Origin of the sequence: Nocardioides antri (assembly GCF_008373765.1) — a bacterium.
GTDB lineage: Bacteria > Actinomycetota > Actinomycetes > Propionibacteriales > Nocardioidaceae > Nocardioides > Nocardioides antri.
Map to the genome: position 1 here is coordinate 529,646 of NZ_VUJW01000003.1, position 23,647 is coordinate 553,292.

24 protein-coding genes are annotated in these 23,647 nt (G+C 72.3%); 6 read left to right on the plus strand and 18 right to left on the minus strand.

The window, feature by feature from the left end; translation table 11 throughout:
- Nucleotides 1–135: 135 nt before the first annotated feature.
- Nucleotides 136–1,260 (plus strand): Glu/Leu/Phe/Val family dehydrogenase, encoded by a 1,125-nt coding sequence (locus tag F0U47_RS08790; RefSeq protein WP_149749910.1) that lies wholly within the window; start codon nucleotides 136–138, stop codon nucleotides 1,258–1,260.
- Between the two features lie 90 nt (nucleotides 1,261–1,350).
- On the opposite strand, the gene F0U47_RS08795 is transcribed toward F0U47_RS08790, so the two are convergent.
- The 5 genes from F0U47_RS08795 to F0U47_RS08815 all read right to left on the minus strand — a co-directional run bounded on the left by F0U47_RS08795 (nucleotide 1,351) and on the right by F0U47_RS08815 (nucleotide 6,137).
- A complete protein-coding gene (locus F0U47_RS08795; RefSeq protein WP_149749911.1) occupies nucleotides 1,351–1,533 on the minus strand; it encodes a DUF3073 domain-containing protein in 183 nt (60 codons plus the stop codon).
- A 142-nt stretch (nucleotides 1,534–1,675) separates the two neighbouring features.
- Nucleotides 1,676–2,773: a phosphoribosylformylglycinamidine cyclo-ligase gene (gene purM, locus F0U47_RS08800; RefSeq protein WP_149749912.1), complete on the minus strand. Its 1,098-nt coding sequence runs from the start codon at nucleotides 2,771–2,773 to the stop codon at nucleotides 1,676–1,678.
- A gap of 14 nt (nucleotides 2,774–2,787) precedes the next feature.
- On the minus strand, nucleotides 2,788–4,248 hold the full coding sequence (purF, locus tag F0U47_RS08805) for an amidophosphoribosyltransferase (protein WP_149749913.1): 1,461 nt from the start codon (nucleotides 4,246–4,248) through the stop codon (nucleotides 2,788–2,790).
- A gap of 168 nt (nucleotides 4,249–4,416) precedes the next feature.
- A complete protein-coding gene (locus F0U47_RS08810; RefSeq protein WP_223162700.1) occupies nucleotides 4,417–5,763 on the minus strand; it encodes a dipeptidase in 1,347 nt (448 codons plus the stop codon).
- Nucleotides 5,764–5,777: 14 nt separating this feature from the next.
- Entirely contained in the window at nucleotides 5,778–6,137 is a 360-nt protein-coding gene (locus F0U47_RS08815; protein WP_149749914.1) for a sterol carrier family protein, read from the minus strand.
- Nucleotides 6,138–6,177: 40 nt separating this feature from the next.
- Here F0U47_RS08815 and F0U47_RS08820 point away from each other — a divergent pair, with 40 nt between their 5' ends.
- Nucleotides 6,178–7,218, plus strand: a complete 1,041-nt coding sequence (locus F0U47_RS08820) for a hypothetical protein (protein ID WP_149749915.1) — start codon at nucleotides 6,178–6,180, stop codon at nucleotides 7,216–7,218.
- Here F0U47_RS08820 and F0U47_RS08825 read toward each other — a convergent pair.
- The 6 genes from F0U47_RS08825 to purL all read right to left on the minus strand — a co-directional run bounded on the left by F0U47_RS08825 (nucleotide 7,199) and on the right by purL (nucleotide 14,536).
- Nucleotides 7,199–8,431, minus strand: coding sequence for a kynureninase (locus F0U47_RS08825; RefSeq protein WP_149749916.1), 1,233 nt, complete (start codon nucleotides 8,429–8,431; stop codon nucleotides 7,199–7,201). The genes F0U47_RS08820 and F0U47_RS08825 overlap by 20 nt on opposite strands.
- Nucleotides 8,428–9,285: a tryptophan 2,3-dioxygenase gene (locus F0U47_RS08830; RefSeq protein WP_149749917.1), complete on the minus strand. Its 858-nt coding sequence runs from the start codon at nucleotides 9,283–9,285 to the stop codon at nucleotides 8,428–8,430. Before F0U47_RS08830 ends, F0U47_RS08825 begins: the two co-directional genes overlap by 4 nt.
- A 4-nt stretch (nucleotides 9,286–9,289) precedes the next feature.
- Complete coding sequence (locus F0U47_RS08835; RefSeq protein WP_246159531.1) at nucleotides 9,290–10,009, minus strand: alpha/beta hydrolase family protein; 720 nt, start codon at nucleotides 10,007–10,009, stop codon at nucleotides 9,290–9,292.
- Nucleotides 10,010–10,030: 21 nt separating this feature from the next.
- Nucleotides 10,031–11,473 (minus strand): LamG-like jellyroll fold domain-containing protein, encoded by a 1,443-nt coding sequence (locus F0U47_RS08840; protein ID WP_149749919.1) that lies wholly within the window; start codon nucleotides 11,471–11,473, stop codon nucleotides 10,031–10,033.
- A gap of 19 nt (nucleotides 11,474–11,492) precedes the next feature.
- Nucleotides 11,493–12,098: a hypothetical protein gene (locus F0U47_RS08845; RefSeq protein WP_149749920.1), complete on the minus strand. Its 606-nt coding sequence runs from the start codon at nucleotides 12,096–12,098 to the stop codon at nucleotides 11,493–11,495.
- A gap of 167 nt (nucleotides 12,099–12,265) precedes the next feature.
- Entirely contained in the window at nucleotides 12,266–14,536 is a 2,271-nt protein-coding gene (gene purL, locus F0U47_RS08850; RefSeq protein WP_149749921.1) for a phosphoribosylformylglycinamidine synthase subunit PurL, read from the minus strand.
- Between the two features lie 77 nt (nucleotides 14,537–14,613).
- Here purL and F0U47_RS08855 point away from each other — a divergent pair, with 77 nt between their 5' ends.
- On the plus strand, nucleotides 14,614–15,819 hold the full coding sequence (locus F0U47_RS08855; RefSeq protein WP_149749922.1) for an alkaline phosphatase family protein: 1,206 nt from the start codon (nucleotides 14,614–14,616) through the stop codon (nucleotides 15,817–15,819).
- Nucleotides 15,820–15,831: 12 nt separating this feature from the next.
- Here F0U47_RS08855 and F0U47_RS08860 read toward each other — a convergent pair whose 3' ends face one another.
- The 3 genes from F0U47_RS08860 to F0U47_RS08870 form a co-directional block, all read right to left on the minus strand.
- Nucleotides 15,832–16,833 carry a zinc ribbon domain-containing protein gene (locus F0U47_RS08860; protein WP_149749923.1) on the minus strand — a complete coding sequence of 334 codons (1,002 nt, stop codon included), beginning with the start codon at nucleotides 16,831–16,833 and terminating at the stop codon, nucleotides 15,832–15,834.
- An 11-nt stretch (nucleotides 16,834–16,844) separates the two neighbouring features.
- Nucleotides 16,845–18,086 carry a hypothetical protein gene (locus F0U47_RS21080; protein ID WP_188111236.1) on the minus strand — a complete coding sequence of 414 codons (1,242 nt, stop codon included), beginning with the start codon at nucleotides 18,084–18,086 and terminating at the stop codon, nucleotides 16,845–16,847.
- A 306-nt stretch (nucleotides 18,087–18,392) separates the two neighbouring features.
- Entirely contained in the window at nucleotides 18,393–18,848 is a 456-nt protein-coding gene (locus tag F0U47_RS08870; RefSeq protein ID WP_149749924.1) for a hypothetical protein, read from the minus strand.
- Nucleotides 18,849–18,981: 133 nt separating this feature from the next.
- Between F0U47_RS08870 and F0U47_RS08875 the strand changes: the two genes are divergently transcribed.
- Complete coding sequence (locus tag F0U47_RS08875; RefSeq protein WP_149749925.1) at nucleotides 18,982–20,316, plus strand: glycoside hydrolase domain-containing protein; 1,335 nt, start codon at nucleotides 18,982–18,984, stop codon at nucleotides 20,314–20,316.
- A gap of 12 nt (nucleotides 20,317–20,328) precedes the next feature.
- On the opposite strand, the gene F0U47_RS08880 is transcribed toward F0U47_RS08875, so the two are convergent.
- The 4 genes from F0U47_RS08880 to F0U47_RS08895 are packed head-to-tail and all read right to left on the minus strand — an operon-like array spanning nucleotide 20,329 to nucleotide 22,603.
- Nucleotides 20,329–20,772, minus strand: a complete 444-nt coding sequence (locus tag F0U47_RS08880) for a DUF3817 domain-containing protein (protein ID WP_149749926.1) — start codon at nucleotides 20,770–20,772, stop codon at nucleotides 20,329–20,331.
- 8 nt (nucleotides 20,773–20,780) lie between these two features.
- Nucleotides 20,781–21,449 (minus strand): phosphoribosylformylglycinamidine synthase subunit PurQ, encoded by a 669-nt coding sequence (purQ, locus tag F0U47_RS08885; RefSeq protein WP_149749927.1) that lies wholly within the window; start codon nucleotides 21,447–21,449, stop codon nucleotides 20,781–20,783.
- A complete protein-coding gene (purS, locus tag F0U47_RS08890; protein WP_149749928.1) occupies nucleotides 21,446–21,691 on the minus strand; it encodes a phosphoribosylformylglycinamidine synthase subunit PurS in 246 nt (81 codons plus the stop codon). Before purS ends, purQ begins: the two co-directional genes overlap by 4 nt.
- Nucleotides 21,692–21,700: 9 nt before the next feature.
- Nucleotides 21,701–22,603: a phosphoribosylaminoimidazolesuccinocarboxamide synthase gene (locus tag F0U47_RS08895; protein WP_246159532.1), complete on the minus strand. Its 903-nt coding sequence runs from the start codon at nucleotides 22,601–22,603 to the stop codon at nucleotides 21,701–21,703.
- Nucleotides 22,604–22,667: 64 nt separating this feature from the next.
- Between F0U47_RS08895 and F0U47_RS08900 the strand changes: the two genes are divergently transcribed.
- Together F0U47_RS08900 and F0U47_RS08905 are read left to right on the plus strand one after the other, a co-directional pair.
- On the plus strand, nucleotides 22,668–23,285 hold the full coding sequence (locus F0U47_RS08900; RefSeq protein WP_149749930.1) for an HIT family protein: 618 nt from the start codon (nucleotides 22,668–22,670) through the stop codon (nucleotides 23,283–23,285).
- Nucleotides 23,286–23,329: 44 nt separating this feature from the next.
- Nucleotides 23,330–23,647, plus strand: a complete 318-nt coding sequence (locus F0U47_RS08905) for an antibiotic biosynthesis monooxygenase family protein (protein WP_149749931.1) — start codon at nucleotides 23,330–23,332, stop codon at nucleotides 23,645–23,647.

The window sequence follows — 23,647 nt, forward strand, 5'->3', positions numbered from 1 at the left end:
ATCCCCGTGAGGTGGCCCGGTCGTGGTGATCGCCGCCACGTCGTCCTATCGTGGACATCACCGGCCGCACCACCCCCGCGCGCCGGCCACACCACGCCACACCACCCCCGTGGCTGAACAGAAAGCGACATCACCATGTCGGAGCACACCAGCAGCCGTCCGGATCCCGTCGTATCCGCGACCGACCTCCTCGAGCACGACCTCGAGCACGAGCAGGTCGTCGTCGCCAACGATCCCGCCAGCGGCCTCCGGGCGATCATCGCGATCCACTCCACGGCGCTCGGACCGGCCCTCGGCGGCACCCGCTTCCACCCGTACCCGTCCACCGCGGCCGCGCTGGCGGACGTGCTCGCGCTCTCCCGCGGCATGTCCTACAAGGCGTCGCTCGCCGGGCTCGACCTGGGCGGCGGCAAGGCCGTCATCATCGGGGACCCGGCCACGCAGAAGACCGAGGCGCTGCTGCGCGCCTACGGACGGTTCGTCGAGTCGCTCGGCGGCCGCTACATCACGGCGTGCGACGTGGGGACCTACAGCGAGGACATGGACCTGGTCGCCCGGGAGTGCTCCCACGTCACCGGACGCACCGAGGCGCACGGCGGAGCGGGCGACAGCAGCGTGCTGACGGCGTACGGCGTCTTCTGCGGCCTCCGCGCTGCGGCGGAGTCGGTCTGGGGCGACGCCGACCCCGGCGCCGTCCTCGCGGGCCGCACCGTGGGCGTGGCCGGCGTCGGCAAGGTCGGCCGCCACCTGGTCCGCCACCTGGTCGACGCAGGCGCCCACGTGGTCATCACCGACGTCTCCCCCGCCGCCGTCGCCCGGGTGCGCGACGAGCACCCGACGGTCCGCGTCGTGGAGTCCACCGAGGCGCTGGTCGCCGGAGAGCTCGACGTCTACGCGCCGTGCGCGCTCGGAGGGGCACTCACCGACACGGTCGTCGGCGAGCTCACGGCCCGCATCGTCTGTGGCGCCGCCAACAACCAGCTCGCCCACCCCGGGGTGGAGAAGCTCGTCGAGGACCGCGGGATCGTCTACGCACCCGACTACGTCGTGAATGCGGGCGGGCTGATCCAGGTCGCCGACGAGTTCGAGGGCTTCAACTTCGAGCGCGCCAAGGGGCAGGCGGCACGGATCTACGACACCACGCGGCTGGTCCTCGAGCGCGCCAAGAGCGACGGTGTCCCGACCGCCACCGCGGCCGACCGGATGGCCGAGCAGCGGATGCTCGAGGTCGGACGGCTGCGCGGGATCTGGCTGCGCTGACCGAGCACTCGTGGGGTGCCCCCGGACCGAGCTCGCTCGGCTCCGGGCGGTGCCGCACGACGTGCGACACGCTCGCGCGGGACTAGTGCGTCAGTCGCGCTGGGGGTCGGCGTAGTCCGACCACTTGTCGAGGTCTTCGACCACGCCCACGTCGGACTCGCCCTCATCACCGTGGAGCTCTCGCGCCAGGGCACTGAGGTCAGTCTCGTGAGTGCGGTACTTGAGGTCGCGCGCGACCTTCGTCTGCTTCGCTTTAGCTCGGCCGCGGCCCATAGGGTCCAGCCCCCTCGCACACTTGGCCGGGGCGACCAAGCGCCCCGGACTACTGATACATAGTCTCGTGACTCCAACGCTACCTGCTCGGTGGGTGTTCCCGCACACCGAGATGCCCTTCCGGGGCCGAAAGTCGCTGAGATCACCAGCCGGGGTGCTGGCCGACGAGTCGGACCGTGCCCAACTGATCGGGATCGACGTCGACCTCACCGGCCACCCACGCGTCGATGCCGAGCTCCGCGAGGCGGCCGAGCGCCGCGTCGGCCGAGTCGGGGTGGGTCAGCGCGACCATGCCGACGCCGCAGTTGAGCGTGGCCTCGAGGTCGGGCTGGGAGACGTCGCCCAGCCGGCGGACGACGTCGAAGACCGGCGCCGGCTGCCAGCTGGCGCGGTCGAGCGTGGCCCGCAGCTCGGGCGGCATCACCCGGGCGAGGTTGTTGGCGAGTCCCCCGCCCGTGACGTGGGCCATCGCGTGGGTCTGGGTCTCGCGGGCGAGCGCCAGGCCGGCCTTGGTGTAGATCCGGGTGGGCTCGAGGAGCTCCTCGCCGAGGGTACGGCCGAACTCCTCGACCTGGCGGTCGACGGTCCACCCGGCCTGCGTGAAGAACACGTGCCGCGCCAGCGAGTAGCCGTTGGAGTGGAGGCCGCTGGCTGCCATTGCGATCACGACGTCGCCCGGTCGCACCCGACCCGGGCCGAGCAACGCGTCGGCCTCGACCACCCCGGTGGTGGCGCCCGCGACGTCGTACTCGTCCGGGGCGAGCAGCCCGGGGTGCTCGGCGGTCTCGCCGCCGACCAGCGCGCAGCCGGCCTCGACGCACGCCTCGGCGATGCCCTTGACGATCGCGGCGATCCGCTCCGGCACGACCTTTCCGGTCGCGATGTAGTCGGTCATGAACAGCGGCTCGGCCCCACACACGACCAGGTCGTCGACGACCATGCCGACCAGGTCGAAGCCGATCGTGTCGTGCTTGTCCATCATCTGCGCGACGGCGACCTTGGTGCCGACGCCGTCGGTGGAGGTGGCGAGCAGCGGCCGCTTGTACGACGTCAGCGCGCTCGCGTCGAACAGCCCCGCGAAACCGCCGAGCCCGCCGATCATCTCCGGCCGCCGGGCCTTCTCGACCCAGACCTTCATCAGGTCGACGGCCTTGTCGGCGGCGTCGATGTCGACGCCGGCGCGGGCGTAGGCCCCCTGGCTGGACGGATCGGCGCTGGACTGATCGGCGTGGTCGGGCAAGGCGACGCTTCCTTCTAGGGGTTGTTGAAGACGGGCAGCGCCTCGCCGTGGACCGGCGAGGTGAGCGTCGCCTCCAGGAGGTGCTTGCCGAGCAGGCTCTCATCGGGCAGCGGGATCGGGTAGTCGCCCGTGAAGCAGGCGGTGCACAGGCTCGTCTGCGGCTGCCCGGTCGCCTCGACCATGCCCTCGAGCGAGATGTAGCCGAGGCTGTCGGCGCCGACGCTCGCGGCGATCTCGTCGACCTCGAGGCCGTTGGCGATGAGCTCGGCGCGGGTCGCGAAGTCGATGCCGTAGAAGCACGGCCACTTCACCGGCGGGCTCGAGATCCGGACGTGGACCTCGGTCGCCCCGGCCTCGCGCAGCATCCGGATCTGCGCCCGCTGGGTGTTGCCGCGGACGATCGAGTCGTCGACGACGACGATCCGCTTGCCGCGGATCATGTGCTCGAGCGCGTTGAGCTTGAGCCGGATGCCGAGCTGGCGGAGCGTCTGGCTGGGCTGGATGAAGGTGCGTCCGACGTAGGCGTTCTTCACGAAGCCCTGACCGAACGGGATGCCGCTCTCCAGCGCGTAGCCGGAGGCGGCCGGGGTGCCGGACTCGGGCACCGGGATCACCAGGTCGGCCTCGACCGGGAACTCACGGGCCAGCCGGCGACCCATCTCGACGCGCGCCTCGTGGACGCTGCGGCCGGCGATGCTGGCGTCGGGCCGGGCGAGGTAGACGTACTCGAAGACGCAGCCCTTGCGCTTGGGTTCGGAGAACTTGTGGGAGCGGAGCCCGCCCTCGTCGATGACGAGCAGCTCCCCCGGCTCGACCTCGCGGACGACGCTGGCGCCGATCGTGGCCAGCGCGGCGCTCTCGCTCGCGACCACCCAGCCGCGGTCGAGACGGCCGAGGACCAGCGGCCGGATCCCCTCGGGGTCGCGCGCGGCGTACAGCGTGTCCTCGTTCATGAAGACGAAGCAGAAGGCGCCCTTGACCTGCGGCAGCAGCTCGAGCGCGCGAGCCTCCAGCGACTGGTCGGGGTGGTGGGCGAGGAGCGCGGTGACCAGCCCGGTGTCGTTGGTCTCGGCCTCGAGGTTGCGGGCGTGGATGTCGAGCTCGTCCTCGTCGCTCGGCAGGTCCGCGACCAGCTCGGCGAGATCGGCGGTGTTGATGAGGTTGCCGTTGTGGCCGAGCGCGATCGAGCCGTGGGCGGTCGGGCGGAAGGTCGGCTGGGCGTTCTGCCAGGTGCTCGCGCCGGTGGTGGAGTAGCGGCAGTGACCGACGGCGAGGTGACCCTGGAACGAGTCGAGGGTGGTCTCGTCGAAGACCTGGGAGACGAGGCCCATGTCCTTGTAGACGAGGATCTGGCGGCCGTTGCTCACCGAGATGCCGGCCGACTCCTGACCCCGGTGCTGGAGCGCGTAGAGCCCGAAGTAGGTGAGCTTCGCGACGTCCTCACCGGGGGCCCAGACGCCGAATACGCCGCACACGAGTGCGAGTCTAACGGCCGGAGGGCCTCAGACCTGATTCGGCGCGGGCGTGGGATGGGCCACGGGCGGCCGGCGGGACCTGTAACTACGTGTTATGGCTACTACCAGGGTGGTCGACCACCGTGGTAGGTGCCATAACACGTAGTTACAGCACCGCCGCGCCGCCGCTCAGACCCCGAGGTTCCGCAGCAGGAGCGCCTCGGCGACGAGGACCTTCTCGAACTCGGCCAGGTGGAGCCCCTCGTTGGCGCCATGGGCGCGGGTGTCGGGGTCCTCGACACCGGTCACGAGCACGCTGGCGCCCGGCATGGCCTCGAGGAACTCGGCGATGAACGGGATCGAGCCGCCGACGCCCATGTCGACCGGCTCGGTTCCGCCCCAGGCCTCGGTGAACGCCGAGCGGGCGGCGTCGTAGGCCGGGCCGGCGACGTCGAGCGCGATCGGCTCGCCGGTGTCGACGACGTGGATCGACAGCTGGGCGCCCCACGGGACGTGCTTCTCGAGGTGCTGCTGGAGGCAGGCCACGGCGTTGGCCGACGTCTCGCCGGGGGCGGTGCGGAGCGCGAGCCGGGCGCGGGCGGCGGGGATCAGTGTGTTGGAGGAGCCGTCGACCTTCGGCGCGTCGAGGCCGATGACCGAGAGCGCCGGCTGGGTCCAGAGCCGCTCGACCTTCGGGCCGGATCCGATCCACTCGACGCCGGGCGCGACGCCGGACTCCGCGCGCAGCCGGTCCTCCGGGTAGTCGACGTCGGCGGCGGGGCCGCTGACCAGGCCCTCGACGGCGAGGTTGCCGTCGTCGTCGTGGAGCGAGGCGATCAGCCGGGCGAGGGTCATCACCGCGTCCGGCACCAGACCGCCCCACATGCCCTGGTGAACGGCGTGGGTCAGGGTGCGGACCTCGACGTTGACCCGCACCAGGCCGCGCAGGCTCGTGGTCAGGGCCGGCACGCCGATGTCCCAGTTGCCGGAGTCGGCGATGACGATGACGTCGGCGCGCAGGTCTTCCAGGTACTGCTGCAGCAGCTGCGGGAGGGTCGCGCTCGCGACCTCCTCCTCGCCCTCGATGAAGAGCCGGACCGTCACGGGGAGGTCGTCGCCGAAGACCCGGAGCGCCGCGACGTGGGTCATGATGCCGGCCTTGTCGTCGGCAGCGCCGCGGCCGTAGAGACGACCGTTCCGCTCGGTCGGCTCCCACGGCGGGCTGTCCCAGTCGGCGGGGTCGTTCTCGGGCTGCACGTCGTGGTGGGCGTAGAGGAGCACGACGGGCGCACCCTCGGGGCCGCGCTTCTCGCCGATCACGGCGGGCGGGGCGCCGTCGTACGCGCGGACGATGCGGGCGTCGACACCCTCGGCGCGGAACAGCGCAGCGGTCGCCTCGGCGCTGCGCTCGACCTCGGTCAGCCGCTCGGGGTCGGCACTCACGGACTGGATGCGGACCAGGTCCTCGAGGTCCTTGCGGACGCCCGGGAGCACGCTCGCGATCCTGGCCTTGATCTCCTCACTCGCCATCGTCATGCAGGAAACCTACGTCACCCGAGCGGGAGGTACGGCGACAGGTCGGTGCGCTCGCCACTGGCGTGCACGCGGCCGCCGGCGAGGGCGTCGGCCCAGCCGACCTCACCGGTCGCGAGCGCGATCCAGGTGTCGGCGTCGGTCTCGATGACGGCGGGAGGGGTGCCGCGCGTATGCCGCACGCCCTCCACCACCTGGACGGCCGCATAGGGCGGCACCCGGACCTCGACCGAGCGGCCGGGCGCCTGCTCCTCGAGCAGGGCGAGGAAGTGCTTCGTGAGCAGCCGGAGGTCCGCCTGCTCCCGGGTGCCGTCCGTCACCCGCGCGAGCGCCGCCTCGACCGCGTGCGGGTCGGCGCGGCGGAGTCGGGAGGGCACGGGGCGAGCCTACAAACCCGCATCGGACACAATGAGGCCCATGCTCGCCCGCATCGCCCTCGCGTCGATCCTCGTCGTGCTGACGCCGTCGCTCGCCGCCTGCGGCGACGAGGCGGCGGAGATCGCCGACGGCGACGTCGTCAGGGCGCGCGCCGACGACCAGTTCACCAGCGGCCGGCGGACGACCATCACGCTGCCGATCGGCCAGCTGCTCGTCCGGGCCCCGAAGCCCGTCGACGAGGCGGCTGCCGACGAGACCCGCAGCCGGGAGGCCGTCTCGGCCCCGTCCGGCAGCGTCCTGGTGCCGATCACCTGGCAGTGGGACACCTGGGGCTCCGACCGCTTGGGCGGGATCGTCGACACCAGGGACACCCCCCACGTCGACCTCGTGACCGAGGACGGGCGCTACCGCCTGCCGCCGCCCGACCAGGACGCCGTGGGCGGCGAGTCGTTCTACGTCGTCGTGGCGGGCAAGGCGGAGGAGCGCTCGCTCGAGATCGACTTCGACGGCGAGACCCAGACGCTCGACCTCGTGACCGGCGACCGCGAGGAGGGCAGGGCGGCCGCCCTCTACGACATCGACGAGGAACGGCTCCGCAAGAAGGACTGCTCCAAGGAGACCTGGTTCGAGAGCCGCACCGTCAGCGCCGAGTTCAGCTGCGCCCTGATCGGCCCGGTCCTGACGCCGTACGCAGCAGGCGAGTGGGCACCGGACGGCAGCCTCTGGCTGGCGGTGACCCTGTCGACCGAGATGCGGATCTACGGCGAGACCAACCTCTTCGGCACCGGCGCCCGCTACCTGGCGACCGACGTCAAGGTGAGACCGGAGATCGACGGCGAGCGCCCCGACCTCGAGCTCTCGACCGAGGACGACGCCGACGTCTGCCCCATCAGGTCGAAGTACACCTGCGGCTGGAGCAAGCACCTCCTCTTCGAGGTGCCGGAGGACGACCCCGAGCAGGGACCGCTGGACCTCGAGGTGACCTACCGGCTGGTCCTCAACAACTCGTGGGGCAACTGGGACCCGCCGAGGCGGCAGCGGGCCAGCGCGGAGGAGACCCTCAAGATCTGGATGGACTGAGCAGCTCCGCGACGGCCGACAGCCCGGCGGCGACCTCGGCGAACGAGGTGCTCAGCGGCGACAGCCCGATCCGCAGGCCGTTCGGCGGGCGGAAGTCGGGGATCACGCCCCGTCGCCACAGCTCGGCCGTCACCGCCCGGAACTCGGGGTGCTCGAGCGTGATGTGACTGCCCCGCACCCGGTCGTCGCGAGGCGAGGCCAGGCGGACGTCGTACGGCGCCAGGAGCTCGTCGGCGACCTCGATCGCGAAGCCGGTCAGCGCCGTCGACTTGCGGCGGAGCTCGGCCATGCCGGCTCTCTCGATGAGCGCCAGCATGTCGCGCATCGGCAGCATGCCGACGATCGGCGGGGTGCCGCTGACGAGCTGCCGCACACCGGCCGCCGGCTGGTAGCGGTCACCCATCGCGAACGGGTCGGCCGCTCCCATCCAGCCCTGGACCGGCTGCTGGAGCCGGCCGTGGTGGCGCCGCGCGAGGTAGGCGAAGGCGGGCGCTCCGGGACCGCCGTTGAGGTACTTGTAGGTGCAGCCGACGGCGAGGTCGACCTCGTGGTCGTCGACGGCGAGCTCGACGGCGCCCGCCGAGTGGCAGAGGTCCCAGAGCACGAGGGCGCCGGCGGCGTGCACGATCCCGGTGATCGCCGGGAGGTCGGCGATCCGGCCGGAGCGGTAGTCGACGTGGCTGAGCAGCACCAGCGCGGTGCGGTCCGACACGGCGGCGCGCACCTGCTCGGGGGTCACCCCGGTGCCGGCCTCGGGCCGGATCCACCGCACCTCCAGGCCGCGCTCGGCCGCAACCCCCTCGACGACGAACCGGTCGGTCGGGAAGTTGTCGGTGTCCGCCACGATCTCGGTCCGCCCCGCCTGGCTGTCGACCGCCGCCCGGACCAGCTTGTAGAGCAGCACCGTCGTGGAGTCCGCGACGACCGTCTGGCCGGGTACGGCGCCCAGGCAGGCCCTGGCGATGGTGTCGCCGAGCTCGGTCGGCGCATGCATCCACTGCTCGTCCCAGGCCCGGATCAGCCGGTCTCCCCACGCGTCGTCGACGAACCCGGCGAGCCGCTCGCGGGTCGCGTGGAGCGGCCGGCCGAGCGAGTTGCCGTCGAGGTAGGCGACCACGCCGTCGGTCGTGACGAACTCGTCGCGGTACGACGCCAGCGGGTCCGCGGCGTCGAGCTCGGCCGCCCGGGAGGCGACGTCGTCCAGGACGCTCACGACTGCCCGATCTCCGTGCGGACGGTGATCAGCTCGGGGAAGAAGGTGAGGTCGAGCGCGCGCTTCAGGAACGCCACCCCCGACGAGCCGCCCGTGCCGTGCTTGAACCCGATCGTGCGCTGCACGGTCCGCAGGTGGCGGAACCGCCACTGTTGGAACGCGTCCTCCACATCGACCAGGTCCTCCGAGGTCTCGTAGAGGTCCCAGTAGCGAGTGGGGTCCTCGTAGACCTCGCGGAACACCGGGACCAGCCCGGGCTCCTCGACCCACGGCCGGCTGACGTCACGTCCGAGCACCGTGGCCGGCACCGGCAGCCCACGGCGCGCCACGAGGCGGAGGAACGCGTCGTAGACGGTCGGGCTCTCGAGCGCCTCCGACAGGAAGGCGTGGGCGTTGGGGTTGCCGGAGAAGACCTTGAGCATCTGCGGGTTCTTGTTGCCGAGGAGGAACTCCACCGCGCGGTACTGCACCGACTGGAATCCGGAGGCCGGCCCCAGCACGTGCCGGAACTCGGCGTACTCGCTCGGGGTCAGCGTCGCCAGCACCGACCACTGCTCCGTGATCGTGCGCAGGATGTGCTTGACCCGGGCGAGGCTCTTGCGGGCGCGGGAGAGGTCGTCGACGTCGAGGTAGCCGCGCGCGCCCACCAGCTCGTGCACCATCAGCTTGAGCCACAGCTCGGTGGTCTGGTGCTGGATGACGAACAGCAGCTCGTCGGGGTGCTCCGGATCGCTCAGCGGGTGCTGCGCCGAGAGCAGCGTGTCGAGGTCCAGGTAGCCGGCGTAGTCCAGCTCCTGCGTGAAATCCGTGCGCACACCCGGCTCGAGCGGCCGGTAACCCTCCTGCTTCGACACCGCCTCACCGTATCCCCTCCACCAACCCGCGGATCCGCGCCCAGGCGTCGTGGGCCACGTCGACCACGCCGAAGTGGCCGCCGGTGACCTCGACCAGGGTGGCGGTGCCGCCGACGGCGGTGGCGCGGTCGACATACGCCCGCGACTGCTCGATCGGGACCGTGTCGTCGTCAGGAGCGTGCACGCACCACACCGGGACGTCGAGGGGCACCTGCTGCAAGGGGTCGACGCGGGCGTCGGGCGGGCCGGAGCCGCCGAGGAACGCCTCGACCGCCCCGTCGCCGAGCCGTGCCCGGAGTGCCCCGTCGAGATCGAGCACACCGGCCTGCGCGACGACGTGCGTGACCGGGACCCGCGCACTGCCCCTCCCGCCGGCCCAGGCCGCGAGGTGGCCGCCGGCGGAGTGGCCGAGGACGACGACGCGGTCGAGGCTCCCCGGAGGCACCAGGCCGTCGTCAGCGAGGGTGGCGAGGTGGTCGACGCCGGCTGCCACGTCGTCCAGCGTGGCCGGCACGCCGCCGCCGTTCCCGACCCGGCGGTACTCCAGGTTCCAGGTCACCCAGCCCCGCGCGGTGAGGTCGACGGCCAGCGGGGTCCCGAGCGAGAGGTCGTACGCCGCCCGCCAGAAGCCGCCGTGGATCACGACGACGACGCCGCGGGCGTCCCCGTCGGGGACCCGCAGCTCACCGAGCTGGTGCGCGTCGGGACCGTAGGAGTGCCGCACGGGGCTCAACGTATCCCCCGGTCACCGGGCGGCGTAGTGCGCCTGCACCCGGCCGGCCGGGAGCGCGCTGCTGTAAACGGCGACCTGGTCGACCCCGCCGGGGAAGCCCGTGACGAGGCCCGAGGCGGTCCTGCCCTGGCCCACGCGCCACCAGCCGGAGTACGACGCCACGCGGCTACTCACGCCCGACGCGACCAGCTGCCCGTCGACGTACATGGAGGCGCCGAGCTGCGACGAGCCCTGCGGCACGGCAGCCAGCACCAGGTGGTGCCACGCCCCGTCGTTGTAGCGGTTCGGGCTGGTGATCGTGCGGTACGGCGACGCGGTCCAGTCGCCGAACACGAGCCGGCCAGCGGTGTTGATGGTGACGTGCCGGTCGTAGCTCACCGAGCTGCTGCCGGTGCCCGACTCGAACCCGATCAGCTTGCCGCCGGCCGTGCTCGTGGTCCGGAACCACAGCTCGAGGCTGAAGGTCGTCGGGTTGGCCCACGCGGTTCCGCCGGAGACGACCCGGCCGCCACCGGCCAGGTCGACCGAGTAGCCCGGGTTGTTCGGGAGCGCACCCGCCCGCCGGTAGCCGGCCACCGCGGCCGCCGTGCCGTGGCGGCCGTTGCCCGAGGAGTCTGCGAGCGCCGGCCCGCTCGCCTCGTCGAGGTAGTAGTAGAGGTACGGGGTGTCGGCGACCACGGCGCTGTTGTAGGGCTGCAGCCCGACGTCCCCGACCGCCCAGCTGTTCCCCGGGTTGCGGGTGTTGGCGGTGAACGCGCTCGAGGCGGTGGCCAGCGCCGGGGCGGTCACCAGGGTGACCGCCAGCGCGACCATCGGCAGGGCGGCGGCGCTGCGCCGCAGCGAGGTCGTACGACGCCGACGCCCATGGCGCACGGAACCCCCACCGCCGCCGCCCGTGCCGGGCGGACGGACGGTGAGGGCGATCCCCAGCGCCACCCCGCCCGCGACGCCCCCCACGACGAGCGGCCCGAGCCGTCCGTCCCGCCACCAGTTGACCGGGTGCCCGACCAGCGGCACGAGCACGACGGCGCGGGCGAGGAAGGCAGCGCGGGGCGCCGGCTCCACGTCGAAGTCGGCGTTGGCGTCGCCCGCAGTGACCCATCGTCCCCCCTGATGACGATCGACCACGCGGTGCACCAGCAGCCGGCTGGCGCTGGGGTCGGCCGGGTCCTCGAAGACGAACACCCGACCGAGGGCCACGTCGTCGGCGGGCGCCATCGGGCGTCCGAGCACGACGTCACCCACGGAGACGTGGGGCTCCATCGAGCCGCTGGTGACGGCGTACCCCTGCCAGCTGGTCGCCACCGGCAGGAGCGCGGCGACGACGAGCGTCCCGAAGAAGGCGACGCCCGCACGGCAGATGACGAGGGCGACGATGGTGGCCCACCCGAGGAGGGCACCCCGCGCACCGGAGCCCGCGGTTCCCACCGCCGGTCCCGGTGTCGCTGTGGCCACCGTCCCCGTCGTCACCGGGTCAGTTGCTCCGCAGCTCCCACTGCATGTCGATGCCGGTCTGGGCACCCTGCAGCTGGTCGATCTGGTTCTGCGTCATGCCCGTGGTGTCGAACGTCCAGGTGACGCGGTAGGTGCGCGAGTGCGTGCCGGCCGTGACGTCCCAGCCGCCGATGCCCTCCTCGTAGGTGTCGACCGTCGCGAGCTGGCCGAGGGTCACCCCGGAGATCAGCGTCTCCTCGGACGTGAAGCCGTCGCAGGAGCCGAAGCCGCCGCCGGTCCCCGCCTGGATCGCGATCTTGATGCGGCTCTCCAGGCCGTGGACGGAGGACGTGGGGTTGACCGCGTAGCCCTTCACCGTGCCCGGCACGCTGGCGTTCGCCGTGACCTTGAGACACTTCGAGTCGGTCTGGCCCGGCACCATGTTCTGCACCTGGAACCGCGCCGATCCGTTGTCGTCGTCAGTGAGCGCGACCGCACCGGCGGCCCAGTTGTTGCCGGAGTTCCGGGTCGACCCCGTGAACGCAGCGTTGGAGGACTGCCAGATCATCGCAGCGGCCGCGACGATCGCGACCGGCGTCGCTGCGGCGACGGCGATCCGGCTGGTCCGGGATGAGGGATGCCCCATGGGAATGCTCCTTGCAAAGTCGCGGCACCCGGTCGGGTGCCAGCAACCATGTTGTGAGCATTTCAACCAGTTGACGAGACCCGGGACCGAAGTCCGACCGAAGGATTCGAGGGTCCTGGCCCGTAGGTACTAGAGCGCCGTCCGACCGGAGGAGCGACCGCGCTCGCTCAGGCCCCGAGGGCGTCCGGAAGGGTCGCCTGCCAGGCGGCCCGCAGCTCGTCGAGGGGTACGTCGAACGCACCCTCCACGACCAGCGCGTCTCCCCCGGTCGTGCCGATCTCGGTCATCGGCACGTCGTGGCGGGCGCAGAGCGCATGCAGCTCGTCGAGGTCCGCGTCCGGCACCGTGACGATCGCGCGGGCGGCGGACTCCGCGAACAGGGCGACGAACGCGTCGTCCGCCACGTCCGAGAGCGCCACCGTCGCCCCGACGCCTCCGACCAGGCCGGCCTCGACGAGCGCCTGGGCCAGGCCACCGTCGGACAGGTCGTGAGCGCTGGTCGCCACGCCGACCAGGTCGGCGAGCAGCCGCGCCAGGTCGCGCTCGGCGGCCAAGTCGACCTGCGGCGGGCGTCCGCCGAGGTGCCCGTGCACGACGTGCGCCCACTCGCTGCCCGACAGCTCCTCACGGGTCTCGCCGAGCAGCACGATCCGCTCGTCGGCCGCCGGGAACGACGACGGGGTACGGCGTCGTACGTCGTCGACCACGCCGAGCACCGCGACCACCGGGGTCGGCAGGATCGCCGTCTCTCCGGTCTGGTTGTAGAGGCTGACGTTGCCGCCGGTCACCGGGATGCCGAGCTCCACGCACGCGTCCTTGAGGCCCCGGCAGGCCTCGGCGAACTGCCACATCACGCCCGGGTCCTCGGGAGAGCCGAAGTTGAGGCAGTCGCTGACCGCGAGCGGCCGCGCGCCGCCCGTGGCGACGTTGCGGTAGGCCTCGGCGAGCGCGAGCTGGGCGCCGGCGTAGGGGTCGAGCTTGGCGAAGCGACCGTTGCAGTCGGTGGCGACGGAGACGCCGAGGTGGGTGTCCTCGTCGACGCGGATCATGCCGCTGTCGGCCGGCTGCGCGAGGACGGTGTTGCCCTGCACGTAGCGGTCGTACTGGTCGGTGATCCAGGACTTGTCGCAGAGGTTCGGGCTGGCCACCAGCGTCAGCAGTGTCTTGCGCAGCTCGTCGCCCGAGGTCGGCCGCGGAAGCGCCTCGGCGGCGTCGGCCTGGAGCGCGTCCTGCCAGGCCGGCCGCTGGTAGGGGCGCTCGTAGACGGGGCCGTCGTGCGCGACGGTCCGCGGGGGGACGTCGACGACGAGCTCGCCGTGCCAGGTGATCTCGAGCCGGCCGCTATCGGTGACCTCGCCGATGACGACGGCCTCGACGTCCCACTTCCGGCAGATCTCCATGAAGGCGTCGACGTCGCCGGGCTCGACGACCGCCATCATCCGCTCCTGGCTCTCGCTCATGAGGATCTCCTCGGGAGCGAGCGTCGAGTCGCGCAGCGGCACCCGGTCGAGCTCGACGGTCATGCCGCCGTCACCCGCCGAGGCGAGCTCGGAGGTGGCGCAGGACAGCCCCGCGCCACCGAGGTCCTGGATGCCGGCGACCACACCGGCCTGGAAAAGCTCGAGCGTGCACTCGATGAGCAGCTTCTCCATGAACGGGTCGCCGACCTGCACGCTCGGGCGTTTCGATGGACCAGCCGGCCCATCCGCGGTGCTTGATTGGAACGTCTCGGAGGCCAGCACCGAGACGCCGCCGATGCCGTCGCCGCCGGTGCGGGCGCCGTACAGGATCACCTTGTTGCCGGTGCCGGACGCCTTGGCCAGGTGGAGGTCCTCGTGCCGGAGCACGCCCACGCAGAGGGCGTTGACGAGCGGGTTGCCGAGGTAGGTCGGGTCGAAGACGGCCTCGCCGCCGATGTTGGGGAGACCGAGGCAGTTGCCGTAGCCGCCGACGCCCGCGACGATCCCCGGGAGCACCCGGTGGGTGTCCTCGGCGTCGAGCGGGCCGAACCGCAGCGGGTCCATGACGGCGACCGGTCGGGCGCCCATGGCGAGGATGTCGCGGACGATGCCGCCGACACCGGTCGCGGCGCCCTGGTAGGGCTCGACGTACGACGGGTGGTTGTGCGACTCGACCTTGAACGTGACGGCGTAGCCCTGGCCGATGTCGATGACGCCGGCGTTCTCGCCGATGCCCGCCAGCATCTTGCCGACCGGCGTCTCCTGCGGGATCTCGCCGAACTGCTTCAGGTGCACCTTCGACGACTTGTAGGAGCAGTGCTCGCTCCACATGACGGAGTACATCGCGAGCTCCGAGCTCGTCGGGCGGCGACCGAGGATCTCGCGGATCCGCTGGTACTCGTCCTCCTTGAGCCCGAGGTCGGCCCACGGCTGCTCGCGGTCGGGGTCGGACGATGCGACAGAGACGGTGTCCAGCACGGCCTCAATCTATCGGCCGGCTATCGGCCGGAGCGACCGCGGTCCGGCCCGACCCCGCGGCGACTAGGTTTGCGACCATGTCGCACACGTCGCCGGGCAGGCGGGGCACGACGACGGCCACGCTGGCCGTGGTCGCGCTGGTCGTCGCGGTCGCCGTCGGCGGGCTGTGGTGGCTGCGCCAGGACGACGGTCCCACCGCCGTCTTCGAGGACCGCAAGAGTGGCGTCTCGCAACCCCGGCAGGACGGCAGCCGCCCGGACGACGAGGAGGGCGGCCGCGGCGACGGCTCGGACGGCAACCGCTCCGGGGGCGAAGGGTCCGAGGGCGACGGCACCGACGGCTCCGAGGCCGATGCCGCGCTCGGCGAACGTGCCGAGGACATCGCGGCCCAGGACTTCCCGGACGACCCGCGGGTCGTCGTCATCTCGGTCGACGGGCTCGGCTCACCGTGGGTCAGCCAGGAGTCGACGCCGACGCTCGCCACCCTGCTCGCCCAGGGCGCGGGCACGCTGAACGCCCGCACGGCGGTCGAGAAGACGGTGACCCTCCCCAACCACACGGGCATGGTCACCGGCCGGCGGGTCGACGCCGCCTCGGGCGGCCACGGCGTGACCTGGAACCACACGTCGTCCGGGTCGGTGGCCCCCGGCACCGAGTCGGTGTTCACCGTGATCGACGAGGCGGACGGCACCAGCGCCGTGTTCGCGGGCAAGGCGAAGTTCGAGATGTGGGGCCGCGCTTGGCCCGGCGCCATCGACGAGCTGGTGATCAAGAAGCGCCAGCCGGCGCTCGTCACCGCCGCGATCCGAGAGCTGCGCAACGACGACCACCACGACCTCGTCCTCCTGCACCTGGCGGGCCCCGACTCGGCGGGCCACGACTCCGGGTGGGGCAGCCCGTCGTACGTCGACGCGGTCACCCGCGCGGATGCCGACGTCGAGCGCGTGGTGTCCGCGATCCTCGGCGACGACGACCTCGCCGAGGACGTGGTCCTCGTCGTCACGGCCGACCACGGCGGCCTGCCGGGCACCGCCGGCCACAGCGACACGTCGAGGCCGGTGAATTACACGATCCCGTTCGTCGTCTGGGGCCCCGGGATCCAGGCCGGCGACCTGTACACCCTCAACCCCGACTACGAGGACCCCGGCACCGGGCAGCCGGCGTACGACGAGCCGCCGCCGGTCCGCAACGGCGACGTCGCCAACCTCGTCACCGACCTGCTCGGCCTCGGGCCGGTGCCCGGCAGCGAGTTCGACGCCGGCCACGAACTCGACGTCGAGTAGGCGCTCGCGGCCTCAGCCCGGCCGACCCTGGAGCTGGCCGAACGGCCGGATCTCGAGCTCGCCGAGCGCTGCGAGGTACTGCGCCTCGTCCGCGGCGTAGACCGTGACCGACCACAGTCCCGAGGCGGAGGTGTAGTAGATCGCGACCTTGTAGCCGACGTCGGGGTCGCGCGAGACCACCTCGCGGGCGGCCAGGTCGTCGCGCCCGTCCGGCGGGTCGAGGGTGCCGATCGTGAGCCCTCCGTAGTAGCTCTCCAGCTCGGTGCGGCTGCGCCACTCGCTGTAGTGCATCCGCACCGTCTCGCCGGCGACCGTCGGCGTGCAGTCCGCCTCCGTCAGGCGCTGCACCCCCGGTTCGGCGGAGCAGCTGGAGCCGGTGGACGACGGGAACACCCACGCCATCCCCTCCACGCCACTCGGAGGCGAGCAGCTGTCGAGGCTCGCCACGGACTCGCCGTCCCAGCACTGGACGGCCTGCTGCTCGGTCGCCCCGGTCTCCGACGAGCTCGTGGTCGGCGTCGTCGAGGTCGTGGTGGGGGTGGCCCCGGTGTCCGGCGTCGTGTCCACGTCGTCACGCCGGTCGTCCACGGTCGTGTCCGAGGGCGACTCGTCCTCGCTTCCGAGCAGGAGGACCACCCCGCCCGCGCCCAGGAGGGCGGCGAGCACGGCGGCGACCACGAGCAGCAGGATCGTCGTACGACGCCGGCCGCTCCCGTCGTCGTACGCCGCCGGCCGGGGGCCGGGCACGGGCGGCTGGGCGTGGACCGGCGTCGGCGCGGCCGGCGGGGTCGCGACGGTCGGCGGGGCGTCGTCGGCGAACAGCGGCCCGGTGACCCGCGGCGGGTGACCGTAGGCCGGCGGCGGCTCGACGGCGGAGACAGGGCCGGGCGCGGGGCCGGGCGCGGGCGGCGGGACCTGCTGGGCGCCGCCGGCGACCAGCTCGGTGCCGCACTGCGCGCAGAACCGCTGGTCGTCGCCGACGGCGGCGGTTCCGCACTGGGGGCACTGGCTCATCGTCGATCCGTTCAGTAGTCGAACTCGCCGTTCACCTCGGACTCGATGTTGTCGAGGATCTCGTCGACGACGTCGTCGTCGAGGTTCTCGACCACGAGCGAGGCGTACTCCACCCAGGTGGCCGTCGGGTCGAGCTGGTAGCCGTGATCGACCTCCGAGACCACGAAGAAGATCTCGTCGAGACCGAGGTCCGCCGCGGTCTCCTCCTCGCTGAGGCACGCGGTCTCGGGGCCGAAGCCCTCGTCGGTGGTGATGCAGTCACCGTCGACCTCGGCGGAGCCGTAGTCGAAGTCGTCGTAGTCCTCCCACGTGCTGGCGGTGAACGTGCCCTCCTCGACGGCGACCTTGACCTTGCCGTCGTCGAGCTCCTCGGTCGACAGCTCGAGGTCCTCGACAGTGACGCTCAGGCCGATCTCGTCACCCCAGTCAGCCTCGTCCTGGAGGCCCTCCACGACCGGCACGTAGGGACGCAGCGGGCGGGCCAGGTCCGCCGGCAGGTTGGCGAGGAGCTCCTCCGCATCGCCGGCGTTGACGGCTTCGACCAGGTTCTCGACCACCTCCTCCGGGTCGTCGCCGACGATCGGGTCGAGCTCCTCGGAGGCGAGGTCGTAGTCGGGCTCCTCCAGCTCGAACCCGTCCTCGTCGGCGTCCTGCTCGCCCTCCTGGTAGGCGTGGTCGGCGATCGTGCCGACCAGGGTGACGTACCACCGGCCGCCCTCCCTGACGACGACGACCGACGGCTCCTCTCCGTCGAAGGCGTCCTCCAGGTCGCCGGACTCGGACTCCGCCTCGCTCTCCTCGGCCAGGAACGACAGGCGCTCGGGCAGCTCGTCCGGGTCCCAGCTGACGTCGTACCTGCCGCCGGTGAGGGTGACCCGGGCGAGGTCGTCACCCAGCTCGTCGACCTCGAACTCCAGGTCGGTCAGCTCGACCTCGATCGCGTCGGTGATCCCCTCCTCGTCGCCCTCGACCAGGTCCTCGTCCTCGGCGCGCTCGAGCGCGGCGTCGTAGACGTCGTCGAAGCCCTCCACCTCCGCCGGGCTGACCATGTCGAGCATCCCCACCGGGTCCTGCTCGGCGGCGGCGAGCACGAGGTTCTCGGCAGCCGCCTCCGGCGAGCCGGCGCCGCCGCGCGGCCAGAAGAAGTGCCAGGCGACGAAGCCGGCCGCGATGACGGCCACAACGAGGCCGACGACCGCCAGGATCCTGCCGACCGGGGCCCCGCCCCCAGCGGACGGAGCGGGGTACGGCACTGACGGCGGGCCCGCCTGCCACCGGGTCGGCGGCGGGGGCGGGGGCCAGCTGGGCGGCGGGGGCGGACGCCAGCTCGGCGGCGGTCCGCTGGGCGGCGGTCCGGTAGGCGGCGGTCCATGCGGCGGTAGGGCGGCGATGGGAGCGGTCTCGGGAGGAGCGACCGGCTCGTGCGGGTTGCCGCAGGACCTGCAGAAGCGGTCTGCCTCGCTCGTCCGGTGCGCTCCGCACGACGTACAGAACCCCATCAAGCCACCCCTTTGGTCCGCGATCCACACAGCCATTCCTCGCGGCAGTGGAAGCGCATCCTAGTTCGGGGGATGTCCCGCCGGGGGCGTAATCGGGGAGGGCCGGCGGAGCCCGCTCACCGCCAGCACGGCGACGACGAGCGCGGCGACGACGCCGGCCGCCGCGACCCAGACGCCCGGTCCCGCCGCGGCCGGGTCGAACCCGGTCAGCACCCCGGCCAGGCCGAGCGTGCCGGCGGTCCCGAGGACGAGCGCGCCGACGCGTACGACGGCCGCCACCCGGCCGGTGAGCCCGACCAGTCCGATCAGCGCGATCCCGGCGATCGCGGGGACCAGCAGCAGGACGGCGGCGCCCGGCGGCACGATCGCGTCGACGGCGCCACGGCGGATCAGCTCGACGGCGTCCAGGAGCGACGCCGAGGAGAGCGCGCCCCTCGCCGTCCAGGGGACGAACAGGGCGATCAGCCAGGCGGTGCCGGCCGCTGCCGCGACGAGCGGAACGACGACCCTGGGCACGTCCTGACGGTAGCGGCTGCTCGTGAATTACAGATCTGTAGTTCCAGGTGATCCCTGTAACTGGTGTGAAAGTTGTGGTTATCGTGACTCGCCGGCCCATCCCCGGCGACCCCGAGAACGCTCTGGAGCTGAAATGTCTGCCCGGTCCACCGCCGCTGCCGCCTTCCTGGCGTTCGCGATGGCCCTCGTCCCGTTCCGACCCGCCGCCGCCGAGCCGAACCCGGTCACGCCCGGCGACTTCCGCGGCTACGGCTTCGACCAGTGCCTCGCGCCGACGCAGCGGGCCATGGACACCTGGCTCGACCACTCGCCGTTCCTGGCGGTCGGCATCTACATCTCGGGCAACTCGCGCTGGTGCCGGAGCCAGCCGAACCTGACGCCGCGGTGGATCGGCACCCAGCTGCGCAAGGGCTGGCGGCTGCTCCCGATCACGCTCGGACCGCAGGCGTCGTGCAACGACGCCTTCCCGCGCTACGACGACGATCCCCGGATCAACGGGCGTCCCGGCCGCAACGACAACTACCCCGCCGCGCGCCGCCAGGGGCGCGCCGAGGCCATCAAGGCCGTCGACGCCGCGAAGGCGCTCGGCATCGTGCCGCGGAGCACGCTCTGGTACGACCTCGAGGCCTTCGACCACACCAACCGCCACTGCCGGGAGTCGGCGCTGTCGTTCCTCAGTGCCTGGACCAACAAGCTCCACGACCTCGACTACGTCTCCGGCGTGTACTCGAGCGCAGGCTCCGGCATCAAGGTGCTCGACGACGCCCGGGTCCAGCGGCCGGGCGCCTACACGATGCCGGACATGATCTGGATCGCGCGCTGGGACGGCGTCGCGAACACGTCCACGTCGTACGTCCGTCCCGACGGCTGGATTCCCGGCGGCCGGGTGAAGCAGTACCAGGGCGGTCACAACGAGACCTGGGGCGGCGTCACGATCAACATCGACCGCAACTTCCTCGACCTCGGCCGCGGCCGCTACGCCCCGCCGGAGCGGCACTGCGGCGGCGTCAACCTCGACTTCGCCCGCTACCCGGCGCTGCGGGAGCCGAGCGGCAGCCACGCCCCGCCGGCCAACAAGGTCCGGGCGCTCCAGTGCCTGCTCCAGGAGCGCGGCCTGTACGACGGCAAGCTGTCCGGCAGCTACAGCCCGGCGACCATCGAGGCCGTGCAGGCGTGGCAGGCGGACCGCGGCTACCCGGTGAGCACGACCTGGAGCCCGGCCAACTGGATCGGTGCGTTCGCCCAAGGCCGTGACTACGCGCAGAAGGTCGGCTCGACCGGCGTCCACGTGCGCCGGGTGCAGCGCGCGCTCAACGCCGCGAACCCCGACCTCGAGCGGACCATCAACGGGATCTACAGCTCCCGGACCAAGCGGGACGTCCGCTCCTACCAGCGGCGGGTCGACCTCAAGGTCACCGGCATCGTCAACCCGGCCACCTGGGCGAAGCTCCGCGCCGGGCGCGGCTGAGGACGCCCGGGCTCAGCCGACCGGCGGACCGGCCACCAGCGCCAGCCCGGTCAGCGCGGCGACCGCGACGACGAAGCCGACGATCGCCTGGCGGTGATGGCGGAGCAGCCAGCACACCGCACGCCGGCCGGCGGTCTCGCTGTCGTGGCGGGAGTGCCAGTGGTCGTCGAGGCCGCCGCGGCTCTCGACGTGGCGGTCGAACCACACCGTCATCAGCGGCGGCACGGACGACAGCAGGCCGAGCACGGTCCGGCCGCGCGACCACTGCTGGTCGACGGCGACCACCAGGGTCACGAGGCAATAGCTGATGAACGCGACGCCGTGGATCGGCCCGGCGACCTGCACGCCGACCTCGGTCGTGCCGACGACGTACTTCACGAACATCCCGGCCAGCAGGCCGAGCCAGGTGATGGCCTCGGCGACGGCGAGCGTGCGGAAGACGTTGCGGGGAGTCATGCGGCCGGTCAGGCGAAGGTCGCCGCGGCGAGCGAGGTGAAGAACCCGAGCCCGTCGGTGCCGGAGCCGGTGAGCTCCTCGACCGCGTGCTCGGGGTGGGGCATCAGGCCGACGACGTTGCCGCGCTCGTTGGCGATGCCCGCGATGTCGTCGAGCGACCCGTTGGGGTTGACCTCGAGGTAGCGGGCGACGACCTGCCCCTCCCCCTCGATCCGCGCCAGCGTGTCGGCGTCGGCGACGAAGCCGCCCTCGCCGTTCTTCAGCACGATCGTGATCTCCGCGCCCTGCTCGTAGGCGGCCGTCCACGGGGTGCGGTTGTTCTCGATCCGCAGCTTCTGGTCACGGCAGACGAACTTGCGGTGGTCGTTGCGGATCAGCGCGCCCGGCAGCAGGTGGGACTCGCACAGGATCTGGAAGCCGTTGCAGATGCCGAGCACCGGCATGCCGTTGCCGGCGGCGCGGACCACCTCCGCCATCACGGGGGCGAAGCGGGAGATGGCACCGCAACGCAGGTAGTCGCCGTACGAGAACCCGCCGGGGAGCACCACCGCGTCGACGCCCTTGAGGTCGGCGTCGGCGTGCCAGAGGGCGACGGCCTCGTTGCCGCCGATCCGGACCGCGCGCTGCGCGTCGACGTCGTCGAGGGAGCCGGGGAAGGTGACGACGCCGACCTTCACTGCTCGACCGTCACGGCGTAGTTCTCGATCACCGGGTTGGAGAGCAGCGTCTCGGCCATCCTCTCGACCTCGGCGAGGACGTCGGGCGTGACCTCACCGTCGAACTCGAGCTCGAAGCGCTTGCCCTGGCGGACGTCGCTCACGCCGCTGAAGCCGAGCCGGGGAAGAGCCCCCAGCACCGCCTTCCCCTGCGGGTCGAGGATCTCGGGCTTCGGCATGACGGCTACGACGACTCGGGCCACGCCCGAAGTCTAGAAGGTCTCCCCGGTCAGCAGCTCATAGGCCTCGATGTAGCGGCTGCGGGTGCGCTCGACGACCTCCGGCGGCAGCGGCGGCGGGGCCTCGCCGGAGGACCGGTCCCAGCCGGACTCGGGCGAGAGCGCCCAGTTGCGCACGATCTGCTTGTCGTACGACGGCTGCGCGCGCCCGGGCTCCCACTCGGCGGCGGGCCAGTAGCGGGAGGAGTCGGGCGTGAGCACCTCGTCGGCGAGCACGAGGGTCTCCCCGCGGGCGCCGAACTCGAGCTTCGTGTCGGCCAGGATGATCCCCCGCTCCCGGGCGATCTCCTCGGCCCGGCCGTAGACGGCGAGGGTGAGGTCGCGCAGCTGGGCGGCGAGGTCGGCGCCGACCGTGGCCACCACGGCGTCGTACGAGACGTTCTCGTCGTGGTCGCCGAGCTCGGCCTTCGTCGCCGGCGTGAAGATCGGCTCGGGGAGCCGGCTCCCGTCGACGAGACCGGGCGGCAGCGGGATGCCACACACGGAGTGGTCGGGGCCCGTCTGGTTGTAGTCCAGCAGGCCGGAGCCGGTCAGGTAGCCCCGGGCGACGCACTCCACGGGGTACATCGCGAGGTTGTCGCAGATCACCGCCCGGCCGGCGACCTCGGCGGGGACGTCGGTCGACACGATGTGGTTCGGCACCAGGTCGGCCAGCTGCTCGAACCACCACAGCGACGTCCGGGTCAGGATCTCGCCCTTGTCGGGGATCGTCGTCTCGAGCACGAAGTCGAAGATCGACAGCCGGTCGCTCGCGACCATCAGCAGCTTCCCGGCGTGCGGGCCCTCGGTCAGCTCGTAGAGGTCGCGCACCTTGCCCGAGTGGACGTGGCGTGCTCCGGGGAGCGCGGGGGCGGGCGGGATGTTCGCGAGCGTCACGGGCGACAGCCTAGGAGAGGGGGTGAGCGGGTCCGCGCGTGACCGGGCTGGCACAGTGTCCGCCATGCCGGAGTCTGCCGAAGAGGTCTATCAGCGGATCATCGCCACCACGGGCGACGGGGGCCGCCTGCCGATGCCGCCGTCGGGCGAGTGGGACATCTTCCCGTGGGAGGTCGTCGACGGTGCTCTCGCGCCGAAGGTCGTGCCGCCCCCGGGCGACGAGCCGGGACGCTACGGCGAGGACCCGGAGAAGCCCTGCGGCCAGTGCACAGGCCTCGACCCGGAGAAGATCGTGTGGGAGGACGAGCACTGGGTGCTCACCCACCCGGGCGCGCCGACGGGTCTGCCGCTCGTGCTGATGCTGCACACCCGCGAGCACGAGGACTTCGGCCAGCTCGACGACGAGCTCGCCTCGCAGTTCGGGCGGATCAGCAACCGGCTGGTGCGGATCATCGAGCACCTCCCGAACATCGGGCGGGTCCACGTCAGCCGCTGGGGAGACGGCGGGTCGCACTTCCACGTCTGGTACTTCGCACGGACGAAGGGCCTCATGCCCGTGCTCGGCTCCCCCGCTGCCGAGTGGAACGACATCATCCCGCCCGGGTCCGCGGACGTGTGGCGCGCGGACCTGCACACCGTCGCGACCAAGCTCGCGAACTGGGGCGGCGACGCCCGGGCCTGAGCGCCTCAGCACGCGTGCTGACCCCCGTCTCCTAGGCTCGGGTCATGTCCGTCGTGAAGATCAACGCCATCCACGTCCCCGCCGGCGCCGGCGCCCACCTCGAGGAGCGGTTCGCCGCCCGGGCGGGAGCGGTCGAGGGTTCGCCCGGCTTCCTCGGCTTCCAGCTGCTGCGGCCCGTCGCCGGTGAGGACCGCTACTTCGTCGTCACCCACTGGGAGGACCAGGCCTCGTTCGACGCCTGGCGGGAGGGCGACGGGAAGGCCGCCCACGCCACCAAGCCGGGCGAGGAGCAGAAGAAGCCGGTCGCGACCGGCGCCGACCTGCTGGAGTTCGAGGTCGTGCTGGACGTCAAGCCGGCCTGA

Bases quoted from the DNA above. Each gene is read 5' to 3' on its own strand.
- F0U47_RS08880 (WP_149749926.1), bottom strand. From the start codon at position 20,772: ATGACTCCCCGCAACGTCTTCCGCACGCTCGCCGTCGCCGAGGCCATC.
- F0U47_RS08905 (WP_149749931.1), top strand. From the start codon at position 23,330: ATGTCCGTCGTGAAGATCAACGCCATCCACGTCCCCGCCGGCGCCGGC.
- F0U47_RS08860 (WP_149749923.1), bottom strand. From the start codon at position 16,833: ATGAGCCAGTGCCCCCAGTGCGGAACCGCCGCCGTCGGCGACGACCAG.
- F0U47_RS08820 (WP_149749915.1), top strand. From the start codon at position 6,178: ATGCTCGCCCGCATCGCCCTCGCGTCGATCCTCGTCGTGCTGACGCCG.
- F0U47_RS08810 (WP_223162700.1), bottom strand. From the start codon at position 5,763: ATGACGATGGCGAGTGAGGAGATCAAGGCCAGGATCGCGAGCGTGCTC.
- F0U47_RS08795 (WP_149749911.1), bottom strand. From the start codon at position 1,533: ATGGGCCGCGGCCGAGCTAAAGCGAAGCAGACGAAGGTCGCGCGCGAC.
- F0U47_RS08790 (WP_149749910.1), top strand. From the start codon at position 136: ATGTCGGAGCACACCAGCAGCCGTCCGGATCCCGTCGTATCCGCGACC.
- F0U47_RS08875 (WP_149749925.1), top strand. From the start codon at position 18,982: ATGTCTGCCCGGTCCACCGCCGCTGCCGCCTTCCTGGCGTTCGCGATG.
- F0U47_RS08855 (WP_149749922.1), top strand. From the start codon at position 14,614: ATGTCGCACACGTCGCCGGGCAGGCGGGGCACGACGACGGCCACGCTG.
- F0U47_RS08900 (WP_149749930.1), top strand. From the start codon at position 22,668: ATGCCGGAGTCTGCCGAAGAGGTCTATCAGCGGATCATCGCCACCACG.
- F0U47_RS08845 (WP_149749920.1), bottom strand. From the start codon at position 12,098: ATGGGGCATCCCTCATCCCGGACCAGCCGGATCGCCGTCGCCGCAGCG.